The organism is Lewinella sp. JB7 (genome assembly GCF_024297185.1).
Classification (GTDB): Bacteria; Bacteroidota; Bacteroidia; order Chitinophagales; family Saprospiraceae; genus Neolewinella.
Window position 1 is genome coordinate 206,578 of record NZ_JANCTD010000007.1, and the last position, 24,689, is coordinate 231,266.

The window sequence follows — 24,689 nt, forward strand, 5'->3', positions numbered from 1 at the left end:
AAGAAGCTTATTCTACCCGGGAAACGGTTGAGACGTTCTCTAAGTTTTGCAAAGCCCTGGTAGCCAGCCGTAGCTGGTCGGTATTGCGTACCAGCAGACTAATCTGGGCGGTAAAGGTACCGCTCTGGGCCGCGATCTGAAAACTGCGGATGTCGAGGTCCATCTGGGTGATCTCGTGGCTGATGGTTTCGATCACTCCCTTCCCGCTGTCGAGACCGGTGAGCTTCAGTTCGGCCACGAAACTGTGCTGACTGGTGCTCACCCACTCCGCCTTCATGATGCGGTAGTCGTAGTTCGCCATCAGGTTTTCGGCGTTGGGACAGATGACGCGGTGGATCTTCAGGCCGGCGTTGGACGTGAGGTAGGCGAACACCTGATCCCCCTGCACCGGATTACAACAACTGGCCATGGTGTATTCCAGTTGATCGCCGGGCTCCCCGTTAATGAGCAGTTTCGTGGTGCCCTTCACTTTGGCGGGAGCCCCGCGCCGGGTCCGGCTTTCGGGATCTTTCTCCTGGATGGTCGGGGTCGCGGGAGCCACCGGTACCAACTTGCCGTGCTCTACGGTGAAGGGTTTAAGCACCTGCGCGATGCTGATCTCCTCCCGGCCGATGTCGTAGAACAGATCGACGTGACTGCCGTCGGTGTGGTGACGGGCCAGGGTCTCGATGGCGACCTTCTCGTCCTCGACGTGTAGTTTCTTGAGCTTCCGCAGCAGCGCCTCCCGGGCCAGTTCGCCCTGCTTGCGCTTTTCTTCCTTCAGCGATTGCCGGATCTTGGCCTTGGCCTTGCCGGTCTTCACCATGTCCAGCCAGTTGGGGTTGGGTTTCTGGCTGGGACTGGTATTCACCTGCAGGCGGTCCCCGTTGCGCAGCACGTACGACATGGGTACGATGCGCTCGTCGCACAGAATGCTCTGACAGTGATAGCCCACCATGCTGTGGACGCTGAAGGCAAAGTCTAGGGCGGTCGACCCCTTCGGCAGGGCCTTCATATCCCCGTCCGGCGTATACACGTACACCTCTTCGTTAAAGAAGCTGTTGGCCCGGAAATCTCCCAGGAACTGTACCGTATCGCTGTTCGGGTTTTCCAGGATATCGCGGACGCTTTCGAACCACTGCTCGTACACGTCGCGCTGGTTACTGATACCCTTGTACTTCCAGTGGGCGGCAAACCCCCGCTCGGCGATCTCGTTCATGCGCTCGCTGCGGATTTGGACCTCCACGAAGCGGGCGCCCGGACCCACGACGGTGGTGTGCAGGCTCTCGTAGCCGTTGGATTTAGGGATGGTGATCCAGTCCTTCAGGCGGCTCGGTACGGCCTGGTACTCATCGGTGATCGTGCTGTAAGTGGCCCAGGCGGCGAGTTTCTCCTTATCACGGGGTACGTCGAGAATGATGCGCACGGCGAACAGATCGTAGATCTGCTCGAAGGGTACCTGTTTTTTCTTGATCTTATTGGAGATGCTGTAGATCGACTTCGGCCGTCCGAAGATGCGGTAGGGGTAGCCCAAGCCGTCGAGTTTTTCCCGGAGGGGTCCGATGAAGCTTTCGATGTACTTCTCCCGGGCGGCCTTGGTTTCCTGCAGCTTGCGGGCGATGGCATCGTAGTCGTCGCGCTCCAGCACCTTCATGCAGAGGTCGAGAAACTCCGACCGGAAATTATACAGTCCGAGACGGTGGGCCAGCGGCGCGTAGATGTAGCTGGTCTCGGCGGCAATCTTCAGCTGCTTGTGCTCCGGCATGCTGCGGATGGTCCGCATGTTGTGCAGGCGGTCGGCCATCTTGATGAGCACGATACGCACGTCGACGATGAGCGTGCTGAGCACCTTCTTGAAGTTTTCGGCCTGCTGACTCTCCGACTGGTAGGCGCTGTCGAGTTTGGTCAGTCCGTTGACCATCTGGGCGATACGGTCGCCAAACTGCTCGTGCAGTTCCTCGATCGTGACCGGCGTATCCTCCACTACGTCGTGCAGCAGGGCGGCGCAGATGGCCGTTGCCCCTAGGCCGATCTCCTCGGCGCAGATGCGGGCTACCGCGATGGGGTGAAAGATGTAGGGTTCCTTCGATTTACGCCGCTGGTGGCGGTGGCTGTAGTTCGCGAGGCGAAACGCACGATCCATCTGTTCCCGGTCCTCCTGGGAGTAAGGGGTGCGCATGCTGCCGATCATCGCCTCGTAGGCTTCGCGTATCTGCGTTTGTTCGGCTACCGTAATGTCAAGTACTTCTGCCATACCTGTTTAATAACAATTTCGGAGCACCTTTAGGTTGCTACCGTTTAGGCTTCTCCCCCAGCTTACGCAGCTCTATCAAGTCGCGGAACGCCTTACGCGCCTCCTGTACCGGGGAGCCGAACCACGACTTTCCGGGTTCCGTATCCTGGCCCACGCCGCTCTGCGCCATGATGACCGTGCGCTCCCCCAGGTGAACGTTCTGGGCAACGCCCGCCTGCCCCTGAAGGATAGACCAGTCATCGATCGTGCAGTTGCCCGCGACCCCGACCTGGGCGGCCATTTGTACGTGAGCCCCGATCTTGCAGTCGTGTCCGATCTGTACCTGCGCGTCCAGCTTACTGCCCCGGCCGATCACCGTCGTGGACGAAACGCCGCGGGCGATAGTGCAGCAGGGTCCGACCATAACGTCGTCGTCCAGCAGAACGCTGCCCCCGCTGCGCCACGGAATCAGGCCGTCCGGTGTCCGCTTGAAGTAGAAGGCCTCTTCGCCGATCACGGCACCCGCCCCGACGGTCACCCGGTCTCCCAACGTGCATCCGTCTCCGATTACGCAGTTCGGTCCGAGGTAGCAGTCCTTACCGATGGTTACACCCCGACCGATGACCACGCCGGGAGCGACGATCGTTCCGGCACCTACCGTGTACGCTTGCTCTTGGTGGTCCCACTGCTCCCGCGGCCGCGCCTCCTGTACCAACCGATTGTACACGTCGAAGGGCTGCGGATGAATGAGCAGTGCCTTGCCCGGGGGACAGTCCGCTTCCCGGTCGATGAGGATGACGGACGCGGCCGACGCCAGGGTGGGCGCGTAGTAGCGGGGGTGATCCACGAAGCAAAGGTCGCCCGGCTCCACGTGATGAATTTCGTTGAGCCCGGTAATCCGGAGGGTGCCGTCGCCCAGAAGCCGGGCACCGGTACGCTGGGCCATTTCCGCCGCCGTAGTGGCCGTTGGGAGTCGCATGTCGAGTAGTTATTGGCGGTGGGGATCTTAGTTCACGACGCCCTCCAGCCGGTGTTTGTAGTAGCGCACGCCGGCCCCGTACACCCAGCCGAGTTTGCCGTCCTGCAACCGCACCTTTACCCACGGCTCGGTCGGCGTCACCTCCCCCAGATCGATGGTGTATAGGGAGTCCGTCACCTCGTTCATGAAGGAGACCGGTTCGTAGAGTTTCAGGCGGGCCACGATGGGTGCTCCCAGACCGGGCTGTACCCGTACGTTGAGTCCGTCGATCGTGCTGTAGAGAGTGGTTTCCTTTTTCACGACGACCGCCGCCGAATTGCCGGGCCCGTAGAACGTGCTGTCGCCGGGTAGGGGTTGGGTCCGTGCCCGCAGCAGGGCCGCCTCCCGGGCCAGTACCTCCTGTTCGGCTTCCGACAGCAAACTGGCCTCCGGACTCGCCAGCAGTGCCTGTTCCTGGAGCTTCCGGATGCTGTCGCGCAATAGGCTGTCGCGTCGTTCCAGGTAGTCCTCCCGGGTATTGCGCTCCTCGATCATGGCGTAGTCGCTGTCGTTCTCACTACACCGCCGCATCGCCCAGATCATGAAGAACAGGGTCACGACCGATACGATAATGAAGGGAACGAGCTGGGGAGTGCCGCGTTGTTGCGTAGCCATGGTGCGAAGGTAGGAGGAATTATAATTTACCATTTACCATTTGGAGACGTACCATTTGGAATTGGGCGGCCGCACGGCTCCGGCTGAGGGCTTGGTTCTCGCCGGCGGGAGAGGGGAGGTAGAATTTACCAATTACCATTTACGGATGTACCATTTGAAATTGGGCTGCCGCACGGCTTCGGCTGAGGGCTTGGTTCTCGCCGGCGGGAGGGGGGAGGTAGAATTTACCAAGTACCATTTACGGATGTCCCATTTGGAATTGGGCTGCCGCACGGCAAAATGATCCGGAACCGAATGGGTAATGTCCTGTTTCCTTAATCAGCGGACATTGATCGCGAGGAGAGTCGCAAATGATCCACGATAGATCCTTACATCAGTTTCCGAATGACTCGACCCCGGTTAGCCAGAGCTGACGAGCGCAGCGAGCAGAGCCGCAAATTGTAAATTGTAAATCTCAAATTGTAAATCCTACTCCATCCGAGCGCAGCGAGCAGAGCCGCAAACTGTAAATTGTAAATCTCAAATTGTAAATCCTACTCCAATCCGAGCGCAGCGAGCAGAGCCGCAAATTGTAAATCTCAAATTGTAAATTGTAAACCCCAATGCCCCGCCACTACTCCCAACTCTACCGCGAGCTGCGCGCCGTCGACCCGGGCGACTACCACCGCATCATCCGGATGTACGAGGAGCGGGAGCAGGCCATCGGCCGGTTGGACGTGCTGGAAAACTTCGAGCTTACCGTACGCTACGTCGATGCCCTGTTCGAAACCGGAGCGTACCGGGAGCATCAGCTGATGGTGGACCTCGTGATCCACGCCAGCATCCGTCACGATATTCGCTACGTGCCCGGCCGGGAGGAGGAGATCTTCGAATACCAGCTCTTTCGCAAGGCCGCCAGTGCATTCCGGATTGGAGAATACGCGACGGCGGAGCACGTCCTGCGCGAACTGATCCGGATGCGCCCCGCTCACCCGGTCTACTACCGCATCCTGCGGACGACGCTGTTCCGGCAACGAACCGGTATGCTACAGTTCGGGCGGGCGGCCTGTATCCTTTGCATGTTGCTGACCGCCCTGATCGTGACGTTCAATTTGCTGCTGGTGAGCAACTTTTACCCAAGTTTCGCGCCCCTGATGACCTGGTTTGCTATCGGGGTATTTCTTCTGGGAATGCTTACGTTGTTTGGTGCCTACGGCTATGGCTACTACCTTACGCACCGCGAAGCCACTCAATTTCGGGCCGCGCAAATAAACAAACGGCGTAAATAGTCGCTCTTACAGAAAAGCACTTACATGGCAGTTACCAAACCCACTCTCGTCATCCTCGCCGCCGGTATGGGCAGCCGCTACGGAGGCCTCAAGCAAATCGACGGCGTCGGCCCCAGTGAAGAAGGCATCATCGAATACTCGATCTACGATGCTATCCGTGCCGGCTTCGGTAAGGTCGTTTTCGTGATCCGCAAGGATATCGAAGCGCCCTTCCGGGAGAAGTTCGACGGCAAATTCGGCGATAAGATCGAAGTTGCCTACGCCTTCCAGGGCATGGACAGCTACGTACCCTCCGACGTGGATCACACCAAGCGCGAAAAGCCCTGGGGTACCACCCACGCCATGCTGGTCGCTAAGGAAGTGACGCACGAACCCTTTGCGGTCATTAACGCCGACGACTACTACGGCATCGAGGCCTTCCAGAAAATGGCGTCTTTCCTGGTCGCCGAGGCCGATGAAGAAACCTTCTCGATGGTGGGCTATGTACTCCACCGCACCCTCTCCGATCACGGCACCGTTAATCGCGGCGTCACCGTCGTAGCCGAAGATTACCTCCTGCAGGACGTCAACGAGCGCCTTAAGATCCAGCGCGGCGACGATAACAAAGTCCGCTACCTCGGCGAAGACGGTCACCAGTACGAACTGGCGGACGATAGCGTCGTGTCCATGAATTTCTGGGGCTTCCACCCCTCCGTCTTCGACCGTATCGAGAAAGGCTTCCAGCAGTTCGCCCGCGACAATAAGGACAACCCCCGCGCCGAATACCTCATTCCCGAACTCGTGGACGGGATGATCAAGGACGGCAGTGCCAAGGTCAAGGTGCTCGTCAGCGAAGACAAGTGGTACGGCGTCACCTACCAGGAAGACAAACCGAAGGTACAGGAAGCCTTCGCCATGCTCGTCGCCGAAAACACCTACCCCACCCCCCTATTCTCCTAGTAAGTATTCACTCCAGCTACCCGGATACAGCGCCGGGAGCTCCCCGAAGGCGTAGTAGTACGCCAAAATATTGTGACAGGCCGTCACGCCGGAGCCGCAGTAGAACACGTTCTGCTGCGGCTCTTTTTTGAGTCCGGAAAAGCGCTCGCGCAGGGCCTCCCGCGATTTAAACTTACCCCCCTCCAGATTATCCGGCCACGGCAAGTTGATCGCCCCCTCGATGTGCCCGGCCACGGGATCGATGTTTTCGTTTTCCCCACGGTAGCGATCGGCCGTACGGGAATCGACAAGCACGAAGGCGGGGTCCGTCCGGACTTCATCTACGCGGGCGCGGTCGCAGGAGCGGGGTATTTCCGGTGAAGCGATGGGGTACGGTGGAGCGGGTAATGCTTCTTCCCGCCCCGAAGCTACTTCACCACCGCCGGCTAACCAGGCCGGAAGCCCGCCGTCCAGGACGGCTACCCGCTCGTGGCCGATCCACTTCAGCAGCCACCAGGCCCGGGCGGCAATGCCGCCGCCCTTATCGTCGTAAGCCACTACGGGCCGGTCGGGAGTCAGCCCCAGGGCGGCCATGCGCTCGGCGAATGCCGTACGATCGGGCAGGGGATGCCGACCGGTCGTGCCCGGTATGACCTCTCCGGACAGGTCCTCGTTCAGGTGCAGGTAGTGCGCTCCGGGAATGTGGCCCGACAGATAATCCCGGTACCCCCGATCGGGGTCGAACAGGTCGAAGCGGCAGTCGAGGAGCAGGGGGCGTTCGGACAGTAGCTCCCCGAGCGCGGCGGTCGATATGATGGGCGTCGTCATACCTCCGAAGGTAACTAGTATTCCCGCCAGTGCCGCACCGCGATGGTTACCCGATTCGTGTCGCCGATGGTGGTGGCCACCTCACTAAACTCCGGAGCTCGCCACTTGCTCGGGGGCAACTTGCCGAATCCGTAGGGCTCGGTGGGCACCCCGAAGAAGTTACGGTCGAGGGTACCGTTTTCGTTCAGATCCTGAAATACGGCAATAACGTAGTCTCCTTCCGTGGGTAGGCGCAGGTCCACTTCGGTCCGAATGTCGGTGGCGGCGAGCGTTCGACTGGCCGTAGAAATAAATCGCTCGTTCGCGAAGCCCTCCGGACTATCGTATACGGCCACGTACACTTTACCCCCCTCTACGGAGCTTACGATCTCTACATTCAGGTGCTGGGGGGCCCCGGAGAAGTAAGCGAGCATAAGAAGGGTGAAGAGATGGTGCAAGGGAAAGAAATTAAGTACACGACAAAGATCGTAGTATCAACGCGTACCGCCTGTTTATCCCTATCGATTGCACGTTAAGGATATCGGAAGATTACGATGGCGGGGATTCCGTTCGTCTGACTCGGCGGAAGTGATAATTTTACCCTGGTGACATCCATCCGCTCGAAACTCCACCGCTTTCTTTTCGACACCTACGTTCAGGACCCTTCCCGGTTTCCCGTACCCACATCCCTGGTGCTCGGTTGGAATACCCTGAAGCGACGAGCAATCCGGAGATTTCGGGTGCGGCATACTCTCCAGGTGAGCTCTTTCGGGGGAGCGGGTACGACCTTACTGACCAATTTCCTGCAGCGGCACGGAGCGGACTTGCCGGACCAGCGCGGGGCGCGGTGGGCACCCTGGAAGCACATGAGCGCTCCACCGGAAAATCGGGTAGTCCCCTCCGGATTCCGGGCCATTTACGTCATCGGCGATCCGCGGGACGCGCTGCTGTCCGTGTTCCGGCGGGGTTACCAGCACGCCCACGTTCAGTTGATGGAAGGTCGCGTCCACGAGTGGGACTTTACCTGGAAGCTCACCGAATACCTGGCCGAAGGCCGGGAATTGTTCGGTTTCGGAGAGCACTTCGACCGTTGGGTCCGGAGCGACCGCAATTACCCGATCCTCGTCGTTAAGTACGACGCGCTCTGGGACAACCTTCCGGAGATTATCCGCTTTGCCGGCCTGCCGGAATCTGTTTTACAGGACTTCCCCGAACGAAAGCCGCGCGCAACCGATCGGCAGCATTATCCGCCCGAGATCACGGCCCGGGTCGACCGAATGCTCGGGGAGCTGGCCGAACGGATCGACCGGTATCCTGACTTTTCGATTATTGGAACCCCGTAATCCTAGGCGCAGTACTTATCGAAGGCCATCTTGAGGTTCTGGGCGATCACCTCGGCCGGGCGCCCCTCGATGTGGTGACGCTCCAGGAAGTGTACGAGCTTACCGTCCTTGAAGAGGGCAATGCTGGGGCTGCTTGGCGGGTAGGGCAGCAGGTGTTCGCGGGCCTGGGCCGTAGCCGCCTGATCGACGCCGGCGAAAACGGTGTACAGCCGGTCGGGCTTGTGCTCGTTGCGGGCGGCCATCTTTGCACCGGGTCGGGCGTTGGCGGCCGCGCAGCCACAGACGGAGTTGACGACCAGCAGGGCGGTGCCTTCCGTTTGTCCCAGGGCGGCGTCGACCGCTTCCGGGGTGGTCAGGGATTCAAAGCCGAAATTGGTCAGATCCTTGGACATGGGGATCGTAAGCTCGACGGGGTACATACAGAATTATTTTCTTGGTGATGATTACAGCTTCTGTATTTACACCTGGGTCTGTCCTTTGGTTGTTCTAGTACTCGAATTCCAGCTTCTCGCTGGGGTAGCCGAACAGGCAGTCTTTCTTTACGAGTTGGGCGACCCGGTCAGGAACCATTTTCTCCCAACCGTCCTCCCCGGCGCGAATCATCTCCAGCACCTTCCGGGAATAAATGTGGAGGTTCTCCGCCTTATAGCTCTCGATGTCGACGATCTGTCCGCTGTCCAGCAGGTGGCGGTACAGGAACTTGACGCCCTCGGGAATCGGCACGTTTTCGGCGGTCATCAGGTCGGCGCTTCCCTCCTGCTGGGCGGGGTATACATAGAGTTTCACGTTGCGCGTAAAGATCTCGCCGAAGGCGGCGAGCAGGCGCCCGTCCTGGTTAGCGTAGTACTTATCGCTGATGAGCTGCAGCAGGTCGTTCACGCCGACCACGATGCCGAGGGGCGAGACTTTGTACAGCGACAGATACTCGATCAGGTCGCCGTAGCGGTGGTAGTTGCTGATGACGACGGTTTGCCCCAAGGCGTTCAGCAGGGTGGCCCGGTGCAGGTAGTCGCGCTCGTTGAGTTCCGAGCTGCCCTGGAGGTTGTCCATCGTCAACTCCGTGAGCAGGAAGCTGGTGGAGGGGTCGATGTGTTCCTCGGCCCGAAATTGCTTGTACCCGGCTTCGAGCATGTCCGCGTTCACCAGGGTGGTGGGACGGTAGCTTCCCCGTACGACCATGACGGCCTTCTTGTAAAGAAATTCGCTGGGGTGGATACTGCGGCCCCGGGGGTCGAACATCGTAATGTCGGTCAGGGCGTGCTTCACCATCCAGAGGCTCAGCAGACGGTTATCCACCGAAAAGTCCGGGCCGCTGAGCACCATCATATCGATGGCAATGCGCCCCTTAAGGCCATCGAGCAGGCTCTCGACCAGGGTTTCCGGGTCGTCGTGCAGGTGGTAGGCCCCGTAGATCATATTTACCCCCAGGATGCCGATGGCCTGCTGCTGCAGTTGGTTGTCGTTGTCCAGCATGCGGGCGTGGAGCAGCATATCGTTGGCCCCGCCGTTGGGGGTCAGCTGGAAGCGTAGCCCCAGCCAGCCATTGCCCCGAATGGTCCGGGTATAGTTGATGGCAGCCACGGTGTCGGCGAACACGAAGAAGTTCGTCTCCGGCCGGTCATGACGCAGGCGATTGATCATCAGATCGTACTCGTGATCCACCATCTTGTGAATACGGCTCTCACAGACATAGCGTCCGCTCGGCTCCGTCCCGTAGATCTGATCGGAGTACACCTTATCGTAAGCACTCATCGTCTTGGCGATGGTTCCCGCCGCCGCGCCCACCTGAAAAAAGTGCCGCGCCACTTCCTGACCGGCGCCGATCTCCGCAAAGGTGCCGTAGATCCGGGGATCGAGGTTGATTTCCAGGGCTTTCTGTTCCGTTTCAAGTAGTTGGCGGGGCATGAGATTTACCATTTACAATTTGAAACGTACAATGTACAATTTACGGGGCAGCTCACTCCGTTCGTGAGGCCGTCAACCGAGGCTAGAGGAATTTTCAATTTAATATTTCAAATTGAAAATTTTGCTGCCGCACCCGGAGGGGACTACCGTTACCAGTCGGCTGCAAGGCACGAGCAGAGCCGTAAATTTGAAATGTCAAATTTTCAATGGTAAATTTTCCTACCACACCCGGAATTACCTATTGTTTACTATGTGACTGCTACAAAACGAGCGCAGCGAGCAGAGTCGCAAATTGCAGATGTGAAATATCCAATTGTAAATTTTCCTACCATACCCGGAAGGACCTATTGTTTACCATCCAGCTGCAACAAAACGAGCGCAGCGAGCATCCACGCAAATTTAAAATGTCAAATTTCCAATTGTAAATTTTCCCACCATACCCGGAAGGACCTATTGTTTACCATCCAGCTGCAACAAAACGAGCGCAGCGAGCATCCACGCAAATTTAAAATGTCAAATTTTCAATTGTAAATTTTCCCACCATACCCGGAATCACCTGCCATTTCCAACTCAGCTGCTACAAAATCCGAGCGCAGCGAGCAGAGCCGAAATTTAAAATGTCAAATTTTCAATTGTAAATTTTCCCACCATACCCGGAATCACCTGCCGTTTCCAACTCAGCTGCTACAAAACGAGCGCAGCGAGCAGAGCCACAAATTTAAAATGTCAAATTTTCAATTGTAAATTTTCCTACCATACTCGGAATCACCTGCCGTTTCCAACTCGGCTGCTACAAAACGAGCGCAGCGAGCAGAGCCGCAAATTTGAAATTAGATATGGTAAATTGTAAATGGTAAATTTTCACCCTCCCAAAAGCGCCGCCAGCACCGCCGTCGCCGCCCACGTGCGGTTATCAGCCTGCTGCAGGACCAGGGAACGGTCGCCGTCGAGTACGCCGTCGGTAACGATCACGTTGCGGCGTACCGGCAGGCAGTGCATAAAGTAGGCATCGTTCGTCAGGGCCATTTTTTGCTCGCTCACCGTCCAGTTTGGCAAATCGGCGGTGGCTCCGTAGTCCGCGTAGCTCGACCAGTTTTTGGCGTATACGAAGTCGGCGCCGTGCAGGGCTGCTTCCTGATCGTGCAGCACCCGCGCGCCCGCCGTAAACTCCGGCGCCAGGTCAAAACCCTCCGGATTGGCGATGGTAAGGTCCACCTCTCCCCACTTCACCATCCACTCGGCAAAGCTGTTGGCTACCGCCTGGGGAAGCCGACGCGGGTGGGGCGCCCAGGTCAGCACCACCTTCGGGCGCTCGCTGCGGCGGTGTTCGGCGATGGTCACGCAATCGGCCAGGCTCTGCAGCGGGTGACGGATCGCCGATTCCAGACTGACGACCGGCACTGTAGCGTACTTCACGAATGCATTGATGATCCGGTCCTCATAATCCGCTTGCCGGTCCTCCAGTCCCGGAAAGGAGCGCACGGCGAGTATGTCGCAGTACTGGCTGAGCACCCCGGCGGCCTCCTTCACGTGCTCGGCGCTGTCCAGATTCATTACCGCCCCTTCCTCGAATTCCAGTTTCCAGCCCCCGGCAGCGTCCATCGTAATCACCTGAAAGCCCAGTTCGTAACCGGCACGCTCGGTACTGATGCGGGTGCGCAGGCTGGGATTGAAGAACAGGTTGATGAGGGTCTTTCCGTCGGCCAATTCCCGGTTGTGGTTCTTCGTCTGCTTGTACTGCCGGGCCTGATTGACGAGGTCCGGAACGGTAGTGGCGTCGTGGGCGGATAAAAAATTCTTCATGGGGCGGGTGCGCGGGTGCGGTATTTTTTGGGTGGAAGCGGTCGGTTCCGGCTTAGTGCGAGCTGACCTCTTCGGGATTCAGGGCCTGTTGCAGGGCTTCGAGTATGCGTTCGCACTCCTCCCGCTTGACGTTGAGTGGGGGAAGTAAGCGGATCGTGTTCGGGTCCTTAGCCGATCCCGTAAATACGTGGTAGTCAAACAACAAGCGCTTACGTAACTCTCCAATGGGTTGCTCCATCTGCAATCCGATCATCAGACCTTCCCCGCGTACTTCCGTGAAGAGGCCCGACTCCCGGAGGGCCTGCAGCAAATAGTCGCCCTGCGTCTTGGTGTTCTCGAGCAGACCCTCCGCTTCGATCACGTCGAGGACCGCGATGCCGGCGGCACAGGCCAGGTGGCTGCCGCCGAAGGTTGTGCCGAGCATTCCGCTCTTGGGTTCCAGCTCCGGAGCGATGAGCACCCCGCCGATCGGGAATCCATTCCCCATGCCCTTAGCGACCGTTACGATGTCGGGCCGCACCTTGCTGTGCTGGAAGGCGAAGAATTTGCCGCTGCGGCCGTACCCCGACTGCACCTCGTCCAGGATGAGCAGCGCGCCGTGTTCGTGACACAAGTCCGGGAGTGCTTCCAGAAAGGCCGCGTCCGGAATATGGATGCCACCGATGCCCTGGATTCCCTCGATGATTACGGCGGCAACGTCGCCCTTCGCCAGCTCCCGGCGCACGCCCTCTAGGTCGTCCAGTTCGAGGAAAGTGATTGGGTAGTTACGGTTAATGGGAGCCTTGATCGCCTCGTTATCGGTGGCGTTGACCGCCGCGGAGGTCCGGCCGTGAAAGGCTCCCCGGAAGGCGATGACTCGGTTGCGGTTGGTACGGAAACTCGCCAGTTTGAGGGCGTTTTCGTTGGCTTCGGCACCGCTGCTGACGAGAAACAGCTGGTAGTCGTCCAGCCCCGATAGGCGCCCGAGCTTATCGGCTAATTCCTGCTGCAGGGGATTTTGGACGCTATTACTGTAGAAACCGATCTTGCCGACCTGCTCCGATATCTTCCGGACGTAATGCGGGTGAGCGTGACCGATGCTGATCACGGCGTGCCCCCCGTAAAAGTCGAGGTAGCGCTCGCCGGTAGCCGTGTACACGTAGCTGCCCTGGCCGCGTACCGGTTCGATCGGATAAAGGGAGTAAACGTCGAAGAGGGTCATCGGAAAATGTTTCGGAGTTTGGTCAACGCGGGTTAAAACATCGAGGCCTTGAGCTGAAGCCCCATCGTTTCGGGCAGGCCGAGGGCAAGATTCATATTCTGGACGGCATGGCCGCTTGCTCCCTTCAAGAGATTGTCGATGGCCGTCGTGACCAGCACCTGGTCGCCGTGCTTCTCCACGTGTACGAGCCCCTTGTTCGTATTGACCACCTGTTTGAGGTTGATCGGCTCATCCGTTACGTGGGTGAAGGCGGCATCGGCGTAGAAGTCCCCGAATAAGCGCTTCAGTTCTACCTCCGGCGCCGTGGTTTTGAGATAGGTCGTCGTGAAGATGCCCCGGGCAAAGGGACCGCGCACGGGCAGAAAGTGCAGGCCTTCGGTGGCGACCCGGCCGACCTGCGCCGCGCTCCGGCCGATCTCCGCCAGGTGCTGGTGACTGAAGGCCTTGTATACGCTCACGTTCGCGTTGCGCCAGCTGAAGTGGGTCGTGGGCGACGGACTCTGCCCCGCTCCCGTGCTGCCGGTGATGCCGTTGATGTGCACGTCACCCTCCGCCAGCCCGGCCTGCGCCAGGGGAAGGAGCGCCAGCTGTATGGCCGTCGCGAAGCAGCCGGGATTGGCGATGCGGGTGGCGCTGCGGATACGGTCGCGGTTGATCTCCGGCAGTCCGTAGACCCAGTGATCGTCCTTGCGGTAGTCCGTACTCAGGTCGACGACCAGCAGGTCTTTCTTGGGTCGGCGGGCTTCCACCCAGCCCCGGGAAACTCCGTGGCCCATGCACAGAAACACGGCATCCAGTTGGTCCAGCATGGCTCCTGCGGTCCCGACAAACGAAAGGTCCGTCTCCCCCACCAGATCGTCGTGAACTTCGCTGATCCGTTTACCGGCCTGGCTACCGCTCTCTACTACCGCGATCTCCACTTCGGGGTGGTGTACGAGTAAGCGCAGGAGTTCGCCCGCCGTGTATCCGCCGCCGCCGATGATGCCTACACGCTTCATACCTGACCGTTTTGCACGGCGTTACGGATACGGCCGGGTACGCTCAGAATCTTCGTGAACCCACGGACATCCTCACCGGTCCACCCCTTATTCATTTCCCCGTAGCTGCCGAAGCCGGCACCGAGCAAATCGTTGGGGGAGGTGATCCCGTCGAGGGTATACCGGTGAGGGTGCAGCGTCAGGTGAACGGTTCCGTTGACGGTGTCCTGGGAGCTCTCCAGAAAGGCTTCGACATCGCGCATGACCGGATCGAGAAACTGCCCCTCGTGGAGCATCATCCCGTACCAGTTGCTCAGTTGCTCCTTCCAGAAGAGCTGCCACTTGCCGAGAGTGTGTTTCTCCAGTAGGTGATGGGCCTTGATGATGAGCACGGCGGCGGCGGCGGCAAAGCCCACCCGGCCCTTGATGCCGATGATGGTATCCCCGACGTGTACGTCCCGACCGACGCCGAAGGGTGCCGCGAGCGCTTCCAGGGCCCGGATGGCCGCGACGGGATCGTCGAAGGTTTCCTCGTCGAAGCCCGTAAACTGCCCCTCCGTGAAGTGCAGTTCCAGCTTGCGGGCCTCCGTCTCGGTGACGGGCACCGGCCAGGCATCCTCGGGCAGGGGCTGGTCGCTGGTCAGGGTTTCGGCGCCGCCTACCGACGTGCCCCACAGACCGGCGTTGATGCTGTAGGTCCCTTTCTTTTCCGGCCACTGCAGGCCGTGCTTGGCCAGGTAATCCACTTCCTCCTGGCGGGAGAGCTTGAGATCGCGGATCGGGGTGATAATTTCCAGTTCGCGCCGGCTTAATTCGAAGGCCAGGTCGAAGCGTACCTGGTCGTTCCCGGCCCCGGTGCTGCCGTGCGCTACGCCGTCCGCGCCGATCTCTACGGCATAGCGGGCGGTGGTCAGGGCCTGAAACATGCGTTCCGCGCTGACTGACATGGGGTAGGTCTGGTACCGCAGGCAGTTGCCGTACACCAGGTAGCGGATACACTGCTCGTAGTAGTCGCGGGTAACGTCGATGCTGCGGTAAGATGCCGCTCCCAGTTGCAGAGCGCGTTGCTCCATTTCGGCCAGTTCCGCCGGGGAGAAGCCGCCGGTATCTACGGTGAGGGCGTGTACTTCGTGTCCCAGTTCTTCGGTGAGATACTTTACGCAATAGCTGGTGTCGAGGCCGCCGGAGTAGGCGAGTACAATCTTCAAATCAGGGCGTTTTTAATAGTGGTTGGGGATCGTAAGTGGGAGGAGATTCGGTTAGGCGGAGGTCAGCCCTCCACGATCATGTCGGACAGATCGACCGCCATCTTTTTTTCTTCTACGGCACTGGGAGCCATCATGGCCGTACACAGGCACATGCGGCGCTGGTTGCGCTCGAGGATGTCGTGATTCGGGCAGGTTTTGCAGCCGGCCCAGAAGGCGTCATCCTGCGTCAACTCGGAGAAAGTGACGGGGCGGTAACCCAGGTCGCTGTTGATTTTCATGACGGGCAGACTCGTCGTGATCCCGAACACCCGTGCTTCGGGGTACTTGGTCCGCGACAGGTTGAAGATAGCCTCCTTGATCCGGCGGGCGAGTCCGTGGCGGCGGTAGGCCGGATTCACGATGAGTCCCGAGTTGGCGACGTACTTGCCGTGTTCCCACGTCTCGATGTAGCTGAATCCACCGATCTCTCCGTCGACCAGCGCGATGACGGCCTTTCCCGTCAGCATCTTTTCGACCACGTACTCCGGCTTCCGTTTGGCAATACCCGTGCCGCGGGCCTTGGCCGATTCTTCAATGAGGTCGCATATGGCCTGCGCGAAAACGGCGTGTTCCGGTTGGGCCACCAGTATCTTGATCTGCATAACTAAGGAAAAAGACGACCTACTGCGTATGGGGGAAGGTCGGAATGGGAGAATGGGGAGGGTATCGCGGGGGAGTATCGGTACACAATGACCGATCACTTCCGGGCCGAAGCGGGAAGTGTATTAAATCCTTCGCCTGAGTAGGCGGATGCGGGAGGATACCGTTAGCATACCGCAAAGTTAGGGCTATTTTATTAAACCTTTTCAAATTCGGGCGGGGACGCGGGAGCGGTGAATTTCCGTTGGAGGCCGTAAAACACGGAAGCCGGCCCGCCGTGAGGCGACCCGGCTTCCGGAGCATTGAGTGAGTATGCGGCAGCCTATTGCTTTACGATCTGCTTACTGTAAACCTTGCCGTTGATGAGCAGGGACAGGTTGTAAGCCCCCTGCGGGAGCGCGCTTACGTTGAGCACATTTCGCACGCTTCCGAACTGACGGCCGCCCACGTACCGACCTTGCATATCGGAAACCAAGACCGTAAAGGTTTGGATGGCGGGGTCGTTGTTGATGATGTGCACCACGTCGACCGCCGGGTTGGGGAAGAACTCCAGCGACAGTCCGCTGTTGGCGATGGGCTCCGTCACGGCGACGGGACGGTCGGCGCCGAATTCAATGGCACCGATATCGGGCATATTGTCCCGTTCGGCCCGGAAGAAATCGAGTGCGGGGACCAATTCACCGGTCGTACCGTTGTCGATGAGGGGATTGTTGCCGTCGTCGAAGATCAGGTCAACTTCCGGGAAGTCGGAGAAGTCACCGAAGGGGTCGGTGAAGATGTCCTCTACGTCCACGGTGACGTCCACGACGTCAGTGCCGCTTACGGCCTCGATCGTCAACTGGGGGGTCTGATTGCTGCTGAAGAAGTTGCCGCCGAGCGAGCGCACCGTGAGGGCACCGAAACCGACCGGGTCGTTAGCGTCGCCGGTATTGAACTCGAGGCCCAGGCTTTCCTCGTCTACGCCGGACTGGAAAAAGGCGTTGTTCTGAATCGTCAGGCGCAGCGAGTTGGTTTCGGCATCGGTGTTGCCCGGCTGGTATACGGCGACGGCATTGCCCGTGGAACTCGGAATGGTATCCTTGGCGGGTCGGCCGCCGTCCGAGTTATTGAAGAAGGTGTTGTTGATCAGGTAGTTGTCCAGTTCCGCTCCGAGGACCGAACTGCCGTTGATGATGATGGCTCCACCACTGCCGCCGGTTTCGGCACTGAGGGCATTGCCGATGAAGATGGAGTTTTTGGCGGTGATGCTGGCCGAGTTGAGGTTGATGGCCCCTCCCTGATTGGCGGCACTGTTGTTGATGAACAGGCTTCGTTCCACGAGCAAGGTCGGTTCGCGGGTCACGTCGTAGGAGAACGGTTCGACCAGTTCGCCGTCGTCATCGCGGAGCAGGGTACGGGTGACGTTGATTGCCCCGCCCGATTCCTCGGTGGAGTTACTGCTGAAGTCGCTGTCCAGTATTTCGACGGTGATACCATCGACGATCTCGATCGTTCCGGCGGCGTCGTCGTTGGCTGCATTCCCCAGAAAGGAGGAATTACGGACACGGAAGGTGGGCAGGGTCGGTGTCCCGCCGGATACGTAGATCGCCGAACCACCGCTGATGAAGTCATCGTTGGTGACAACGTTGCTCTGAAACGTGCAACTATCTACGTTCAGCATGGTCGGCGAGTCTCCTCCCCCCAGAAAGGCCGCGATGCCGCCACCGCGTGCCATGATGATGTTATTATTAATGCCGTTCCCAACGAAGGTGTTGTTGACGAAATCGAACCGTTTGCCCGTTCCGGCCACGAAAGCGGTGCCGGTATTCGCCGCGTTGTTGCGGAAAGTATTGTTGCGGACTTCGGTGTCCAGGGACGTAACGCGTAGTGCGGCACCCAATTCATCGCCACCCGTGTTCCCGGTGAACTCATTGTCCATGATCACGGCCGTTTCGTCGTTGCTGGCTACCCCCTGGATGTAGAGGCCGCCTCCACCGAAATCGCCGCTGTTGTCGTTATTGATGAACTTGTTGCCGATGACGCGGTAGCTGACCTGATCCGTAACGTACAGCGCGGCGCCGCCGCCATCCAGGGCGTTGTTGGCGTTGAATTCGTTGTTCAGCAGTTCGTGTTCGTAGGAGAGTTCGTCGGCGGACGTGGTTAGCATATAAATCCCGCCCCCGTTCGGGGAAGCGGCCCGGATCACTTCGGAGTTCGCGATGCGGCTACTCGTGTTCTGTAGCCAGATTGCACCGGCCGCGGCTCCGGACGAAACGTCCGTGAAGGAGCAATTGTCGATAACGCAATCTTCGGGATCCACCTCACGGTTCGCGTCAAATTGATTACCGTTCGAGAGTCCGACCGCGCCGCCGGCAATATCGGCGTAGGAGTTGCTGAAACTGGAATTCAGTAAGCGGATCCCCTTGACGTTGAAAGTGGCTATGCAGGCACCGAAGGTGTTATCCGCCACCAGGTAGTTATCGAAGGTGCAGTCATCGACGGTGAAGCCGGTGCCGAACACGAACTCGATCGCTCCGGTGGCGGTGGTGTCATCTCCACCGACGAAGGTGCTGCTCAGATAGGACAGGGAGTCTACGTTATTACTGTAGTGCGCGCCCCCCCGGTCGAGGTAGTTTTCGGTGCTGTTGATCTCGCTCAGGGTCGATCCATCGGCGGTGGGGAAGTAGAAGGCCGTACCCGACCCGTAATTCGCTCGGTTGGCATGGAAGCGGACGCGGGAGATCATGGTCTTACCGGCGGCGAGCACGCCGCCCCCGGAGAAGGGAAAGATCGAGCCGCTTCCCGGATGATCGGCGGCAACTACACCGTCCCGAATGGTCAATCCGTCGATTGTCACCGTGAACTGACTGGTCTCGGCGGTATCGATAACGACGAGCACCCGGTTGTTATCCGCCATGAGGGTACTGTCGAAGCGGCCGACGGGATCGTTACCCAGTACGTCGCCACTCAGGATGGTTTCGTTGGCCGTGGGATCGGCCGCGTCGAGACTCGTTTCCCCACCAGCGAAGCCGCCGTACAGGGACAGGGCCCGGTCGATGAAAAATGAGCTGGAGTCAGGGGTTACGTAGCGGCCCGCGGCGATCCAGAGCGCGCTGCCGGCATCGGCGCTGTCGATGGCCGTACTCAGGTTCGTGTAGGCGTTTTCCCAGGAAGTTCCGTCGGCCGAACCGGTCGCCGCGGCATTGACGTAGACCACTTGCGCGTGAGTGGAAACGGCCACAGCGAGTAGGCTGAAGAGAAGTAAAAAATGCTTCATGAACGTGTAGTTAGCTAGTGTCGTAGGAGAGTGCGTCATAAGTTGGGCCGGGCCCAATTTTTGACCGCGAATATTTTGTTACAACGCTACGCACTAATACTTAATGCGCCCGTAACAAAGCGGACAAATATAGCCATTTGGCAAAACTAAAAAAGCCAGCCTCTCCGGGGAGAGGCTGGCTTTTGGTAGACCCACAAGGACTCGAACCTATTCAAACACATTACTTCCCAATCAACTCCAACCCCGCATAAACAAAGGAGTTTAACTCTTATCTTTCAATCCCGAGAAGTAAATTGTTTGAATAAGAAGTAATAAAACGTCCCCTAAAACGTCCCCTAGTCTATCTTTGGGGGACAAATTAGGCTCTATGACGAAAAGATCACGCAACGACGCCGCTCGCGTCCGTTTCATTCTCAAAGACAGGTCTGAGCGGGAAACCCTCATCTACCTTACCGTACGTGTTGACAAAAGCCGGGTAAAGTGGAGCACCGGTGAAAAGATTAATCCGAAAGACTGGAGTACAAAAACTCGCCGCTCCATAGTCCGATTTCGGTCCCTCGAAAATCAGCAGCTCAACGAGCGCCTGGACCATTACGCCCGCGAAGCTATGGCCCTCTACAACGATTGGCAGCTTGATACTCCGTCCGGCTTGCAGGGCTTCAGTGTCGATGGATTCAAGCAGGAATTAGAGTATCGGCTTGGCCGAAAAGCCCGCCCGGAGGCAAAGACCACTGCCAAGCTCGATACCTCCGACTTCATCCGCTTTGCCGAAAGTGTACGTGACCAGCGTAAAGGCAGCACGGAAGTAGTGCACCGTACTTGGCAGAAGCTCAACAACCACGTCAACTTATTGCGGGAATTTGCCGACCTATGGCATGGTGGCACGGTGGCCTTTACGGAAGTGGATGACCTTTTCATTGACAACCTCAAAAGGTGGTTGTTCCGCAGTAAGGGTCACAGCCGACAAACAGTGCACAAAGTCATGATTACCCTTCGCAGCATTGCCAGCCGCGCCGCTGACCGGGGATTGATGACATACGGCAAGCAATTCCGAAAGTGGGCTAAACAGGAATTCCGCAAGCTGCCACAACCCGCCCTGACGCGTGAAGAGCTGGACACGATTATCAATTTAGACCTGACCTCTAAACCGCGCCTAGAGCGTGTACGGGACTTGTTCCTCATTGGTGTAGCTACCGCGCAACGCTGGAGCGACTACAGTACATTAACCCGTAAGAACTTCCACGCCTTACCCGGCGGGGGTTACCGCTACCACATCGCAAGCCAGCGGAAGACCGCAAGCGGCGCGGGCGGGCCGGTTATGGGCTGGGCGCTTCCAACGCTCCGAAAGTATGGGTACATCGGTTCCAAACGGTTTGACAACCCCAAGATCAGCCCACAGAAGTTTAATGACTACATCAAGGAAGTAGTAAAAATCTCGTTACCCGATGCAACAGCAACGGTTTACCTTGACGGTGAAAATATCGACCACACGGGCACTGAGGTTCCTAAATGGTCCGTTGTGGGCTCACATACCGCCCGCCGTACTGCTGTCAGCCTACTGCGTTCTATGAATGCTCCTGATGAGCAGATCATGAAGATGACAGGCCATAGAAACATCGCTGAACTCACTACATATGATGTACGGGACGCAGAAGCGATTGCAATGGAGATGGGCCGTGATTTAGACGCCGCATGGAGCAGATCAAAGTTAAAGGCGATTTAGGGACGTGCTACGCCTACCTACCTGAGACGCCTCTACGCTCGACCCCGTAGACAAAGCTCTGCCCCCTATGCCTTCTTAGTAATAGGGGGGGTGGGGGGTAAGTATCCTTAGTCCCTATCTTGCCGCGATCCCGCCCCTGACTCTGCGTAAACGAACCCGCTTTTTTAAGTAAAAAAAATTAAGACCCCTCCCTAGCAAGATGAGAGCATGGAACTGACAGAAAGCGTAACTGAAATCCGAAAGCATGTACAGCACATTGACAACGTACGCACCAAGGGTGAATCAAGGCCATTAACGGAGGCTGAAATTGACAAATTAGTCACGCGTTGTCTAGAAATCGTTCTGAAAATTAGGAAAGAGCCCTCCGAGCGCTACCAACGTCTACGGTTTTACTCGGAGATCGACCAACTTATCATTACTGCTCATTACCCTACTGACCGCGCAATGGAATGGAATGGGCGAATCACGGAGGAAGATGTTCTAGAGGAGCGCTTCCAGCACACAATTCTAGGATTTCTGCAAGATCATGATCCTAACTATGGAGGTCAGGTGTGGAACCACATTGAGAATCTACAAGAACTGGAATTATTCTCCCCAGATGTTTTTTCCAGCATGCACCTGGACACTCAAACCTATGAAGATTGGGAGCTCGGCAAGTTTAAAGTTGACCCCAGCTTCATTCGTACACGTGGAAAAGTTTGGGGACTACTTGTTAAGCTAAACAGCTTTAAACGCTCGAAAGAGATCGGCAAGAAGTATTCCGTGACCTTCCTCCCCGAATCGGAATTTCAGAAAATTGAGGGGAAGCAGCAGGAACTTAGTGAGCAGTACGTGCAAGCAGTGCTGTCAGCTTATCGGGAACGGCACGCACAAAATACCGGGCACTTACCACCCGACCACCCCGAACGAAAACGACTTCTTGAGCTTTACGATCGTGTTTTCAAGGATCGGGATTTTGCTGGTTTAATGACCTTTACGCGTGGTGGTTATGCAACAACTCCCAATGAAGCAAAGGACACGTCAGGTCCTCGAAAGTGGCAAAATGAGACCTACGATTGGTGGGATTACATAGCTTCCTCTAACGGCCTAAAATTTTACCACTACGCCCCGGCGGAGCTACTTCGGACAATGAAAGTAAAGTTTGAGCCTGGAGATGCGGAAGCACTCTACCGGTTTACTAAAGAGCTAGTGCCACAAGCAACTCATGTTCATTCTAATAGCCAAAACCCAGGCGACCGATCCGCAGAATACCGATTCGTTTTAAAGTCCTTTATCAACAACGAACCCGGCACGGGATTTACAACTAAGCAGTACGAGGCTGTTGCAAAAGCTGTTGCAGCTAGATGGGGACGAAAAAAAGCAGTGAGTTCATACAGGTCCGACAGAACGAGATATACCCGAGGCAGACCCTGGATCACCAGCCCACTGATAGATGGGATTATCAAGGAGTTAGAGGACAACAACGACCATATAGATTGGGAGTTTATACGTCAGATTAGGCCTCGTAAAGTCTAGAATTGCAAAACAATTGCAAGTTGCATTGATGCAGCAAGGGTGCACGCTCCAAAATTTGGGGAACAAATAAACCCTAATGCACCACCAGACTCCCCCACTATCTACTCTCCCTGACCTAGTAGTAGTCCCCGCCGACCACCTAAGGCAGATCGTTGCTGACGCTCTCACTAGCGCTTTGCGTAACATAGAGAGGTCCACCACAATATCCGAGAAGGAAGAGGCCAGTGAGCTCCCTGCTCTTATCACCCGCCAACAGGCCGCCGACCTTCTCAGCGTCAGCCTCAGCACCGTTGACAACTACATCAAAGACGGTCTGCTTCAGAAAAAGCGGGTCGGCATGCGCAACGTTCGCCTACTACGCGTGGAAGTAGAAAAGCTCGCCCGCACCGTGTAATCATAAACAGGCCCCGCCATTCCGGACGGGGCCTTTTCTCATTTCATCGGGCCACGCAAACAGCGGGGGTCGGTCCGAGTCGCCAAACTAACAGACCAACCCCCAACAGTGCTACAGCCTAATAAACCGTAACCGTATGGCAAAGATACTGCCTGACGGTCTAGCTGACCTATGCCCCTCTGGCACAAGCTACCCCCTCCTCGCCAACTCCAACTTTGAATTAGAGGGCTTCCCCAGCTCCGTCGGTCCGTTCCACGCCTTCCTTGCTGAGCGAGACGCTTCAGAGGTTCCCGCTCTGTGTTATCCCACCCCCGCAGGAAGCGTTTCCGGGGCGATTGTCCCCCTCTACTGTAAGGAGGTTCAATCACCCCCTACCGGCACCCTTCAGCCCGCTGAACACGTCCCCGGCACCAAAAGCAATAACAGAGAAAGTAGGGGGAACATCGGGAGTAAGGAACCGTCTGGAGAGGAGCAGGACCAAAACCGCGACAGCCGTAGAATAAAGGCGCACCCAGCATTAAAAACCCTTCCTCCTTTTCCTCTCTTGGACCGGCTAAGCCTTACGGATGATCGGTTGGATGGATACGCTTGCTTGTCTACCGCCTCTGTACCTGAACAAGCTCCGAGCCTCCTCTTCACGGAAGAAGATGAGATTCTCACTTATGGCGCTTACACCCTGCAACCGCAACCGTGGGGGCGGGGAGGCTACCGACGGGTGTACCACGTTTACCACACTGACCATCTAGATACGGCGCTCACCATATATACCCACCCATTTAGAGGCAAACAGTACATCTTCAAGTTTCACGTAGAGAACCACCTTCACTATACCGGCGAAGGGTTGACGCTACTTATTGGCTTTCTGGATGCGGTTGGAGCTACCGGGGAAACCCTGACTCACTGGGAGATTCAAACTACCCACCCCGCTTACCTTGCTATTCCCGAGTACATTCTTACTCACAGTTTGAAACGGAAGGGCGGCCGGCAATGGGGGCTGACAATTGGCGACGGGGATAAAATGGAGGGGATGCGTGTGGGTCAATACGACTCTCCCCGATCCTTCAATATGTACCGCAACGGAAAAGACCTGGAACGCCGCAATCGACAGTACATAGCAGACCGTGCCGTGGCTGACGGCGTAGCAGTGCCTGGACAGTCAAAACAACTCGTTCGGCTTGAGCTTCATATAAGGGGGAAGGAATTTAAGCGGCTGGAAGTGACAGACAGCACTGGCACCCTCCGCCCCGTTACGGTTCGGGCGCTGCTTGATCCGGCAGTGAGGCTTGCCGTTTTCCGTACCCAGATAGAAGCAGCTTTCACCTTCCGGAAAAAAGTCGGGAAAGACGATTACGCCACGGCTACTTTCTTCAACTGGGATGCTATAGAGCGGCACTACCTGGACCTTCATAGTCACACCAACAGGGATAGCCAAAAAAGCCCCATAATAGCCTGTAGGCGGCCCGTAAAGACTCGAATGGCATCCTCCACCTTCGCGGCGAAGCAAACTGTGAAGTTACTGAAGCAAGATGGTGGCGCGAACTCTTATCTACGCGTTCACTTGATGACGGAACTAAGGCGGGAAATCCTATACGGATTGACTAGCCCTGAACGCCTCTCTCGATTTTCCGAAACCCTCTCCGCCAATGGATGCGATGTTGATGCGAAAGTTGTCAGTGCGCTTGTAACCGATGCGTTGACTGATGCTGGCGATAAATTAGCAACCGATCTTGGCAACCTATTACCCAAAACGCTGATGCAACTGATAGCGGAAGAGTACAATCTTCAAGAGTACGCTACTAGAGTTCAGAATACCAACACTGCACTCTATACGCCCTAGCACATCAATACGTGGCAGAACACAAGTATCAAACTACACCTGAGTTCGTA

20 protein-coding genes are annotated in these 24,689 nt (G+C 57.4%); 7 read left to right on the forward strand and 13 right to left on the reverse strand.

Annotated features, from left to right (window positions below; all coding sequences use genetic code 11):
- Nucleotides 1-7: 7 nt before the first annotated feature.
- The 3 genes from NMA52_RS13980 to NMA52_RS13990 are packed head-to-tail and all read right to left on the reverse strand — an operon-like array spanning nt 8 to nt 3,845.
- The gene (locus NMA52_RS13980; RefSeq protein ID WP_254828314.1) at nt 8-2,233 is read right to left on the reverse strand and encodes a bifunctional (p)ppGpp synthetase/guanosine-3',5'-bis(diphosphate) 3'-pyrophosphohydrolase; all 2,226 of its coding nucleotides are present in this window, start codon (nt 2,231-2,233) and stop codon (nt 8-10) included.
- Between the two features lie 37 nt (nt 2,234-2,270).
- Nucleotides 2,271-3,191 carry an LpxD N-terminal domain-containing protein gene (locus NMA52_RS13985; RefSeq protein ID WP_254828315.1) on the reverse strand — a complete coding sequence of 307 codons (921 nt, stop codon included), beginning with the start codon at nt 3,189-3,191 and terminating at the stop codon, nt 2,271-2,273.
- Nucleotides 3,192-3,218: 27 nt separating this feature from the next.
- Nucleotides 3,219-3,845, reverse strand: coding sequence for an SH3 domain-containing protein (locus NMA52_RS13990; RefSeq protein ID WP_254828316.1), 627 nt, complete (start codon nt 3,843-3,845; stop codon nt 3,219-3,221).
- 602 nt (nt 3,846-4,447) lie between these two features.
- On the opposite strand from NMA52_RS13990, the gene NMA52_RS13995 reads away from it, so the two are divergent.
- Entirely contained in the window at nt 4,448-5,113 is a 666-nt protein-coding gene (locus NMA52_RS13995) for a hypothetical protein (protein ID WP_254828317.1), read from the forward strand.
- 24 nt (nt 5,114-5,137) lie between these two features.
- Complete coding sequence (locus tag NMA52_RS14000; RefSeq protein WP_254828318.1) at nt 5,138-6,052, forward strand: sugar phosphate nucleotidyltransferase; 915 nt, start codon at nt 5,138-5,140, stop codon at nt 6,050-6,052.
- On the opposite strand, the gene NMA52_RS14005 is transcribed toward NMA52_RS14000, so the two are convergent.
- Nucleotides 6,041-6,859, reverse strand: a complete 819-nt coding sequence (locus NMA52_RS14005) for a sulfurtransferase (protein WP_254828319.1) — start codon at nt 6,857-6,859, stop codon at nt 6,041-6,043. The two genes, NMA52_RS14000 and NMA52_RS14005, sit on opposite strands and share 12 nt — an antisense overlap.
- 14 nt (nt 6,860-6,873) lie before the next feature.
- On the reverse strand, nt 6,874-7,296 hold the full coding sequence (locus NMA52_RS14010) for a DUF2141 domain-containing protein (protein WP_254828320.1): 423 nt from the start codon (nt 7,294-7,296) through the stop codon (nt 6,874-6,876).
- Between the two features lie 147 nt (nt 7,297-7,443).
- On the opposite strand from NMA52_RS14010, the gene NMA52_RS14015 reads away from it, so the two are divergent.
- Entirely contained in the window at nt 7,444-8,181 is a 738-nt protein-coding gene (locus tag NMA52_RS14015) for a sulfotransferase domain-containing protein (protein WP_254828321.1), read from the forward strand.
- Nucleotides 8,182-8,183: 2 nt separating this feature from the next.
- On the opposite strand, the gene NMA52_RS14020 is transcribed toward NMA52_RS14015, so the two are convergent.
- The 8 genes from NMA52_RS14020 to NMA52_RS14055 all read right to left on the reverse strand — a co-directional run bounded on the left by NMA52_RS14020 (nt 8,184) and on the right by NMA52_RS14055 (nt 19,170).
- Nucleotides 8,184-8,600, reverse strand: coding sequence for a BrxA/BrxB family bacilliredoxin (locus NMA52_RS14020; protein ID WP_254828322.1), 417 nt, complete (start codon nt 8,598-8,600; stop codon nt 8,184-8,186).
- A 67-nt stretch (nt 8,601-8,667) separates the two neighbouring features.
- A complete protein-coding gene (locus tag NMA52_RS14025) occupies nt 8,668-10,086 on the reverse strand; it encodes a TonB-dependent receptor (protein WP_254828323.1) in 1,419 nt (472 codons plus the stop codon).
- An 861-nt stretch (nt 10,087-10,947) separates the two neighbouring features.
- Complete coding sequence (locus NMA52_RS14030; protein ID WP_254828324.1) at nt 10,948-11,889, reverse strand: N-acetylornithine carbamoyltransferase; 942 nt, start codon at nt 11,887-11,889, stop codon at nt 10,948-10,950.
- 52 nt (nt 11,890-11,941) lie between these two features.
- The gene (locus NMA52_RS14035; RefSeq protein ID WP_254828325.1) at nt 11,942-13,090 is read right to left on the reverse strand and encodes an aspartate aminotransferase family protein; all 1,149 of its coding nucleotides are present in this window, start codon (nt 13,088-13,090) and stop codon (nt 11,942-11,944) included.
- A gap of 32 nt (nt 13,091-13,122) precedes the next feature.
- Nucleotides 13,123-14,088 carry an N-acetyl-gamma-glutamyl-phosphate reductase gene (gene argC / locus NMA52_RS14040; protein ID WP_254828326.1) on the reverse strand — a complete coding sequence of 322 codons (966 nt, stop codon included), beginning with the start codon at nt 14,086-14,088 and terminating at the stop codon, nt 13,123-13,125.
- Nucleotides 14,085-15,275, reverse strand: coding sequence for an argininosuccinate synthase (locus tag NMA52_RS14045; RefSeq protein ID WP_254828327.1), 1,191 nt, complete (start codon nt 15,273-15,275; stop codon nt 14,085-14,087). The genes argC and NMA52_RS14045 overlap by 4 nt, the downstream gene beginning before the upstream one ends.
- 62 nt (nt 15,276-15,337) lie before the next feature.
- A complete protein-coding gene (locus NMA52_RS14050; RefSeq protein ID WP_254828328.1) occupies nt 15,338-15,916 on the reverse strand; it encodes a GNAT family N-acetyltransferase in 579 nt (192 codons plus the stop codon).
- 320 nt (nt 15,917-16,236) lie between these two features.
- The gene (locus NMA52_RS14055) at nt 16,237-19,170 is read right to left on the reverse strand and encodes a T9SS type A sorting domain-containing protein (RefSeq protein ID WP_254828329.1); all 2,934 of its coding nucleotides are present in this window, start codon (nt 19,168-19,170) and stop codon (nt 16,237-16,239) included.
- A gap of 367 nt (nt 19,171-19,537) precedes the next feature.
- Here NMA52_RS14055 and NMA52_RS14060 point away from each other — a divergent pair, with 367 nt between their 5' ends.
- The 4 genes from NMA52_RS14060 (at nt 19,538) to NMA52_RS14075 (ending at nt 24,639) form a co-directional block, all read left to right on the forward strand.
- The gene (locus NMA52_RS14060; protein ID WP_254828330.1) at nt 19,538-20,893 is read left to right on the forward strand and encodes a phage integrase SAM-like domain-containing protein; all 1,356 of its coding nucleotides are present in this window, start codon (nt 19,538-19,540) and stop codon (nt 20,891-20,893) included.
- 207 nt (nt 20,894-21,100) lie between these two features.
- The gene (locus NMA52_RS14065; protein WP_254828331.1) at nt 21,101-22,408 is read left to right on the forward strand and encodes a hypothetical protein; all 1,308 of its coding nucleotides are present in this window, start codon (nt 21,101-21,103) and stop codon (nt 22,406-22,408) included.
- Nucleotides 22,409-22,583: 175 nt separating this feature from the next.
- A complete protein-coding gene (locus tag NMA52_RS14070; protein ID WP_254828332.1) occupies nt 22,584-22,802 on the forward strand; it encodes an AlpA family transcriptional regulator in 219 nt (72 codons plus the stop codon).
- 136 nt (nt 22,803-22,938) lie between these two features.
- The gene (locus NMA52_RS14075; protein WP_254828333.1) at nt 22,939-24,639 is read left to right on the forward strand and encodes a hypothetical protein; all 1,701 of its coding nucleotides are present in this window, start codon (nt 22,939-22,941) and stop codon (nt 24,637-24,639) included.
- Nucleotides 24,640-24,689: the final 50 nt, after the last annotated feature.

Excerpts from the sequence above, each read along its gene's own strand:
- NMA52_RS13980 (WP_254828314.1), bottom strand. The coding sequence starts at position 2,233 with ATGGCAGAAGTACTTGACATTACGGTAGCCGAACAAACGCAGATACGC.
- NMA52_RS13985 (WP_254828315.1), bottom strand. The coding sequence starts at position 3,191 with ATGCGACTCCCAACGGCCACTACGGCGGCGGAAATGGCCCAGCGTACC.
- NMA52_RS13990 (WP_254828316.1), bottom strand. The coding sequence starts at position 3,845 with ATGGCTACGCAACAACGCGGCACTCCCCAGCTCGTTCCCTTCATTATC.
- NMA52_RS13995 (WP_254828317.1), top strand. The coding sequence starts at position 4,448 with ATGCCCCGCCACTACTCCCAACTCTACCGCGAGCTGCGCGCCGTCGAC.
- NMA52_RS14000 (WP_254828318.1), top strand. The coding sequence starts at position 5,138 with ATGGCAGTTACCAAACCCACTCTCGTCATCCTCGCCGCCGGTATGGGC.
- NMA52_RS14005 (WP_254828319.1), bottom strand. The coding sequence starts at position 6,859 with ATGACGACGCCCATCATATCGACCGCCGCGCTCGGGGAGCTACTGTCC.
- NMA52_RS14020 (WP_254828322.1), bottom strand. The coding sequence starts at position 8,600 with ATGTACCCCGTCGAGCTTACGATCCCCATGTCCAAGGATCTGACCAAT.
- NMA52_RS14025 (WP_254828323.1), bottom strand. The coding sequence starts at position 10,086 with ATGCCCCGCCAACTACTTGAAACGGAACAGAAAGCCCTGGAAATCAAC.
- NMA52_RS14030 (WP_254828324.1), bottom strand. The coding sequence starts at position 11,889 with ATGAAGAATTTTTTATCCGCCCACGACGCCACTACCGTTCCGGACCTC.
- NMA52_RS14035 (WP_254828325.1), bottom strand. The coding sequence starts at position 13,090 with ATGACCCTCTTCGACGTTTACTCCCTTTATCCGATCGAACCGGTACGC.
- argC (WP_254828326.1), bottom strand. The coding sequence starts at position 14,088 with ATGAAGCGTGTAGGCATCATCGGCGGCGGCGGATACACGGCGGGCGAA.
- NMA52_RS14050 (WP_254828328.1), bottom strand. The coding sequence starts at position 15,916 with ATGCAGATCAAGATACTGGTGGCCCAACCGGAACACGCCGTTTTCGCG.
- NMA52_RS14055 (WP_254828329.1), bottom strand. The coding sequence starts at position 19,170 with ATGAAGCATTTTTTACTTCTCTTCAGCCTACTCGCTGTGGCCGTTTCC.
- NMA52_RS14060 (WP_254828330.1), top strand. The coding sequence starts at position 19,538 with ATGACGAAAAGATCACGCAACGACGCCGCTCGCGTCCGTTTCATTCTC.
- NMA52_RS14065 (WP_254828331.1), top strand. The coding sequence starts at position 21,101 with ATGGAACTGACAGAAAGCGTAACTGAAATCCGAAAGCATGTACAGCAC.
- NMA52_RS14075 (WP_254828333.1), top strand. The coding sequence starts at position 22,939 with ATGGCAAAGATACTGCCTGACGGTCTAGCTGACCTATGCCCCTCTGGC.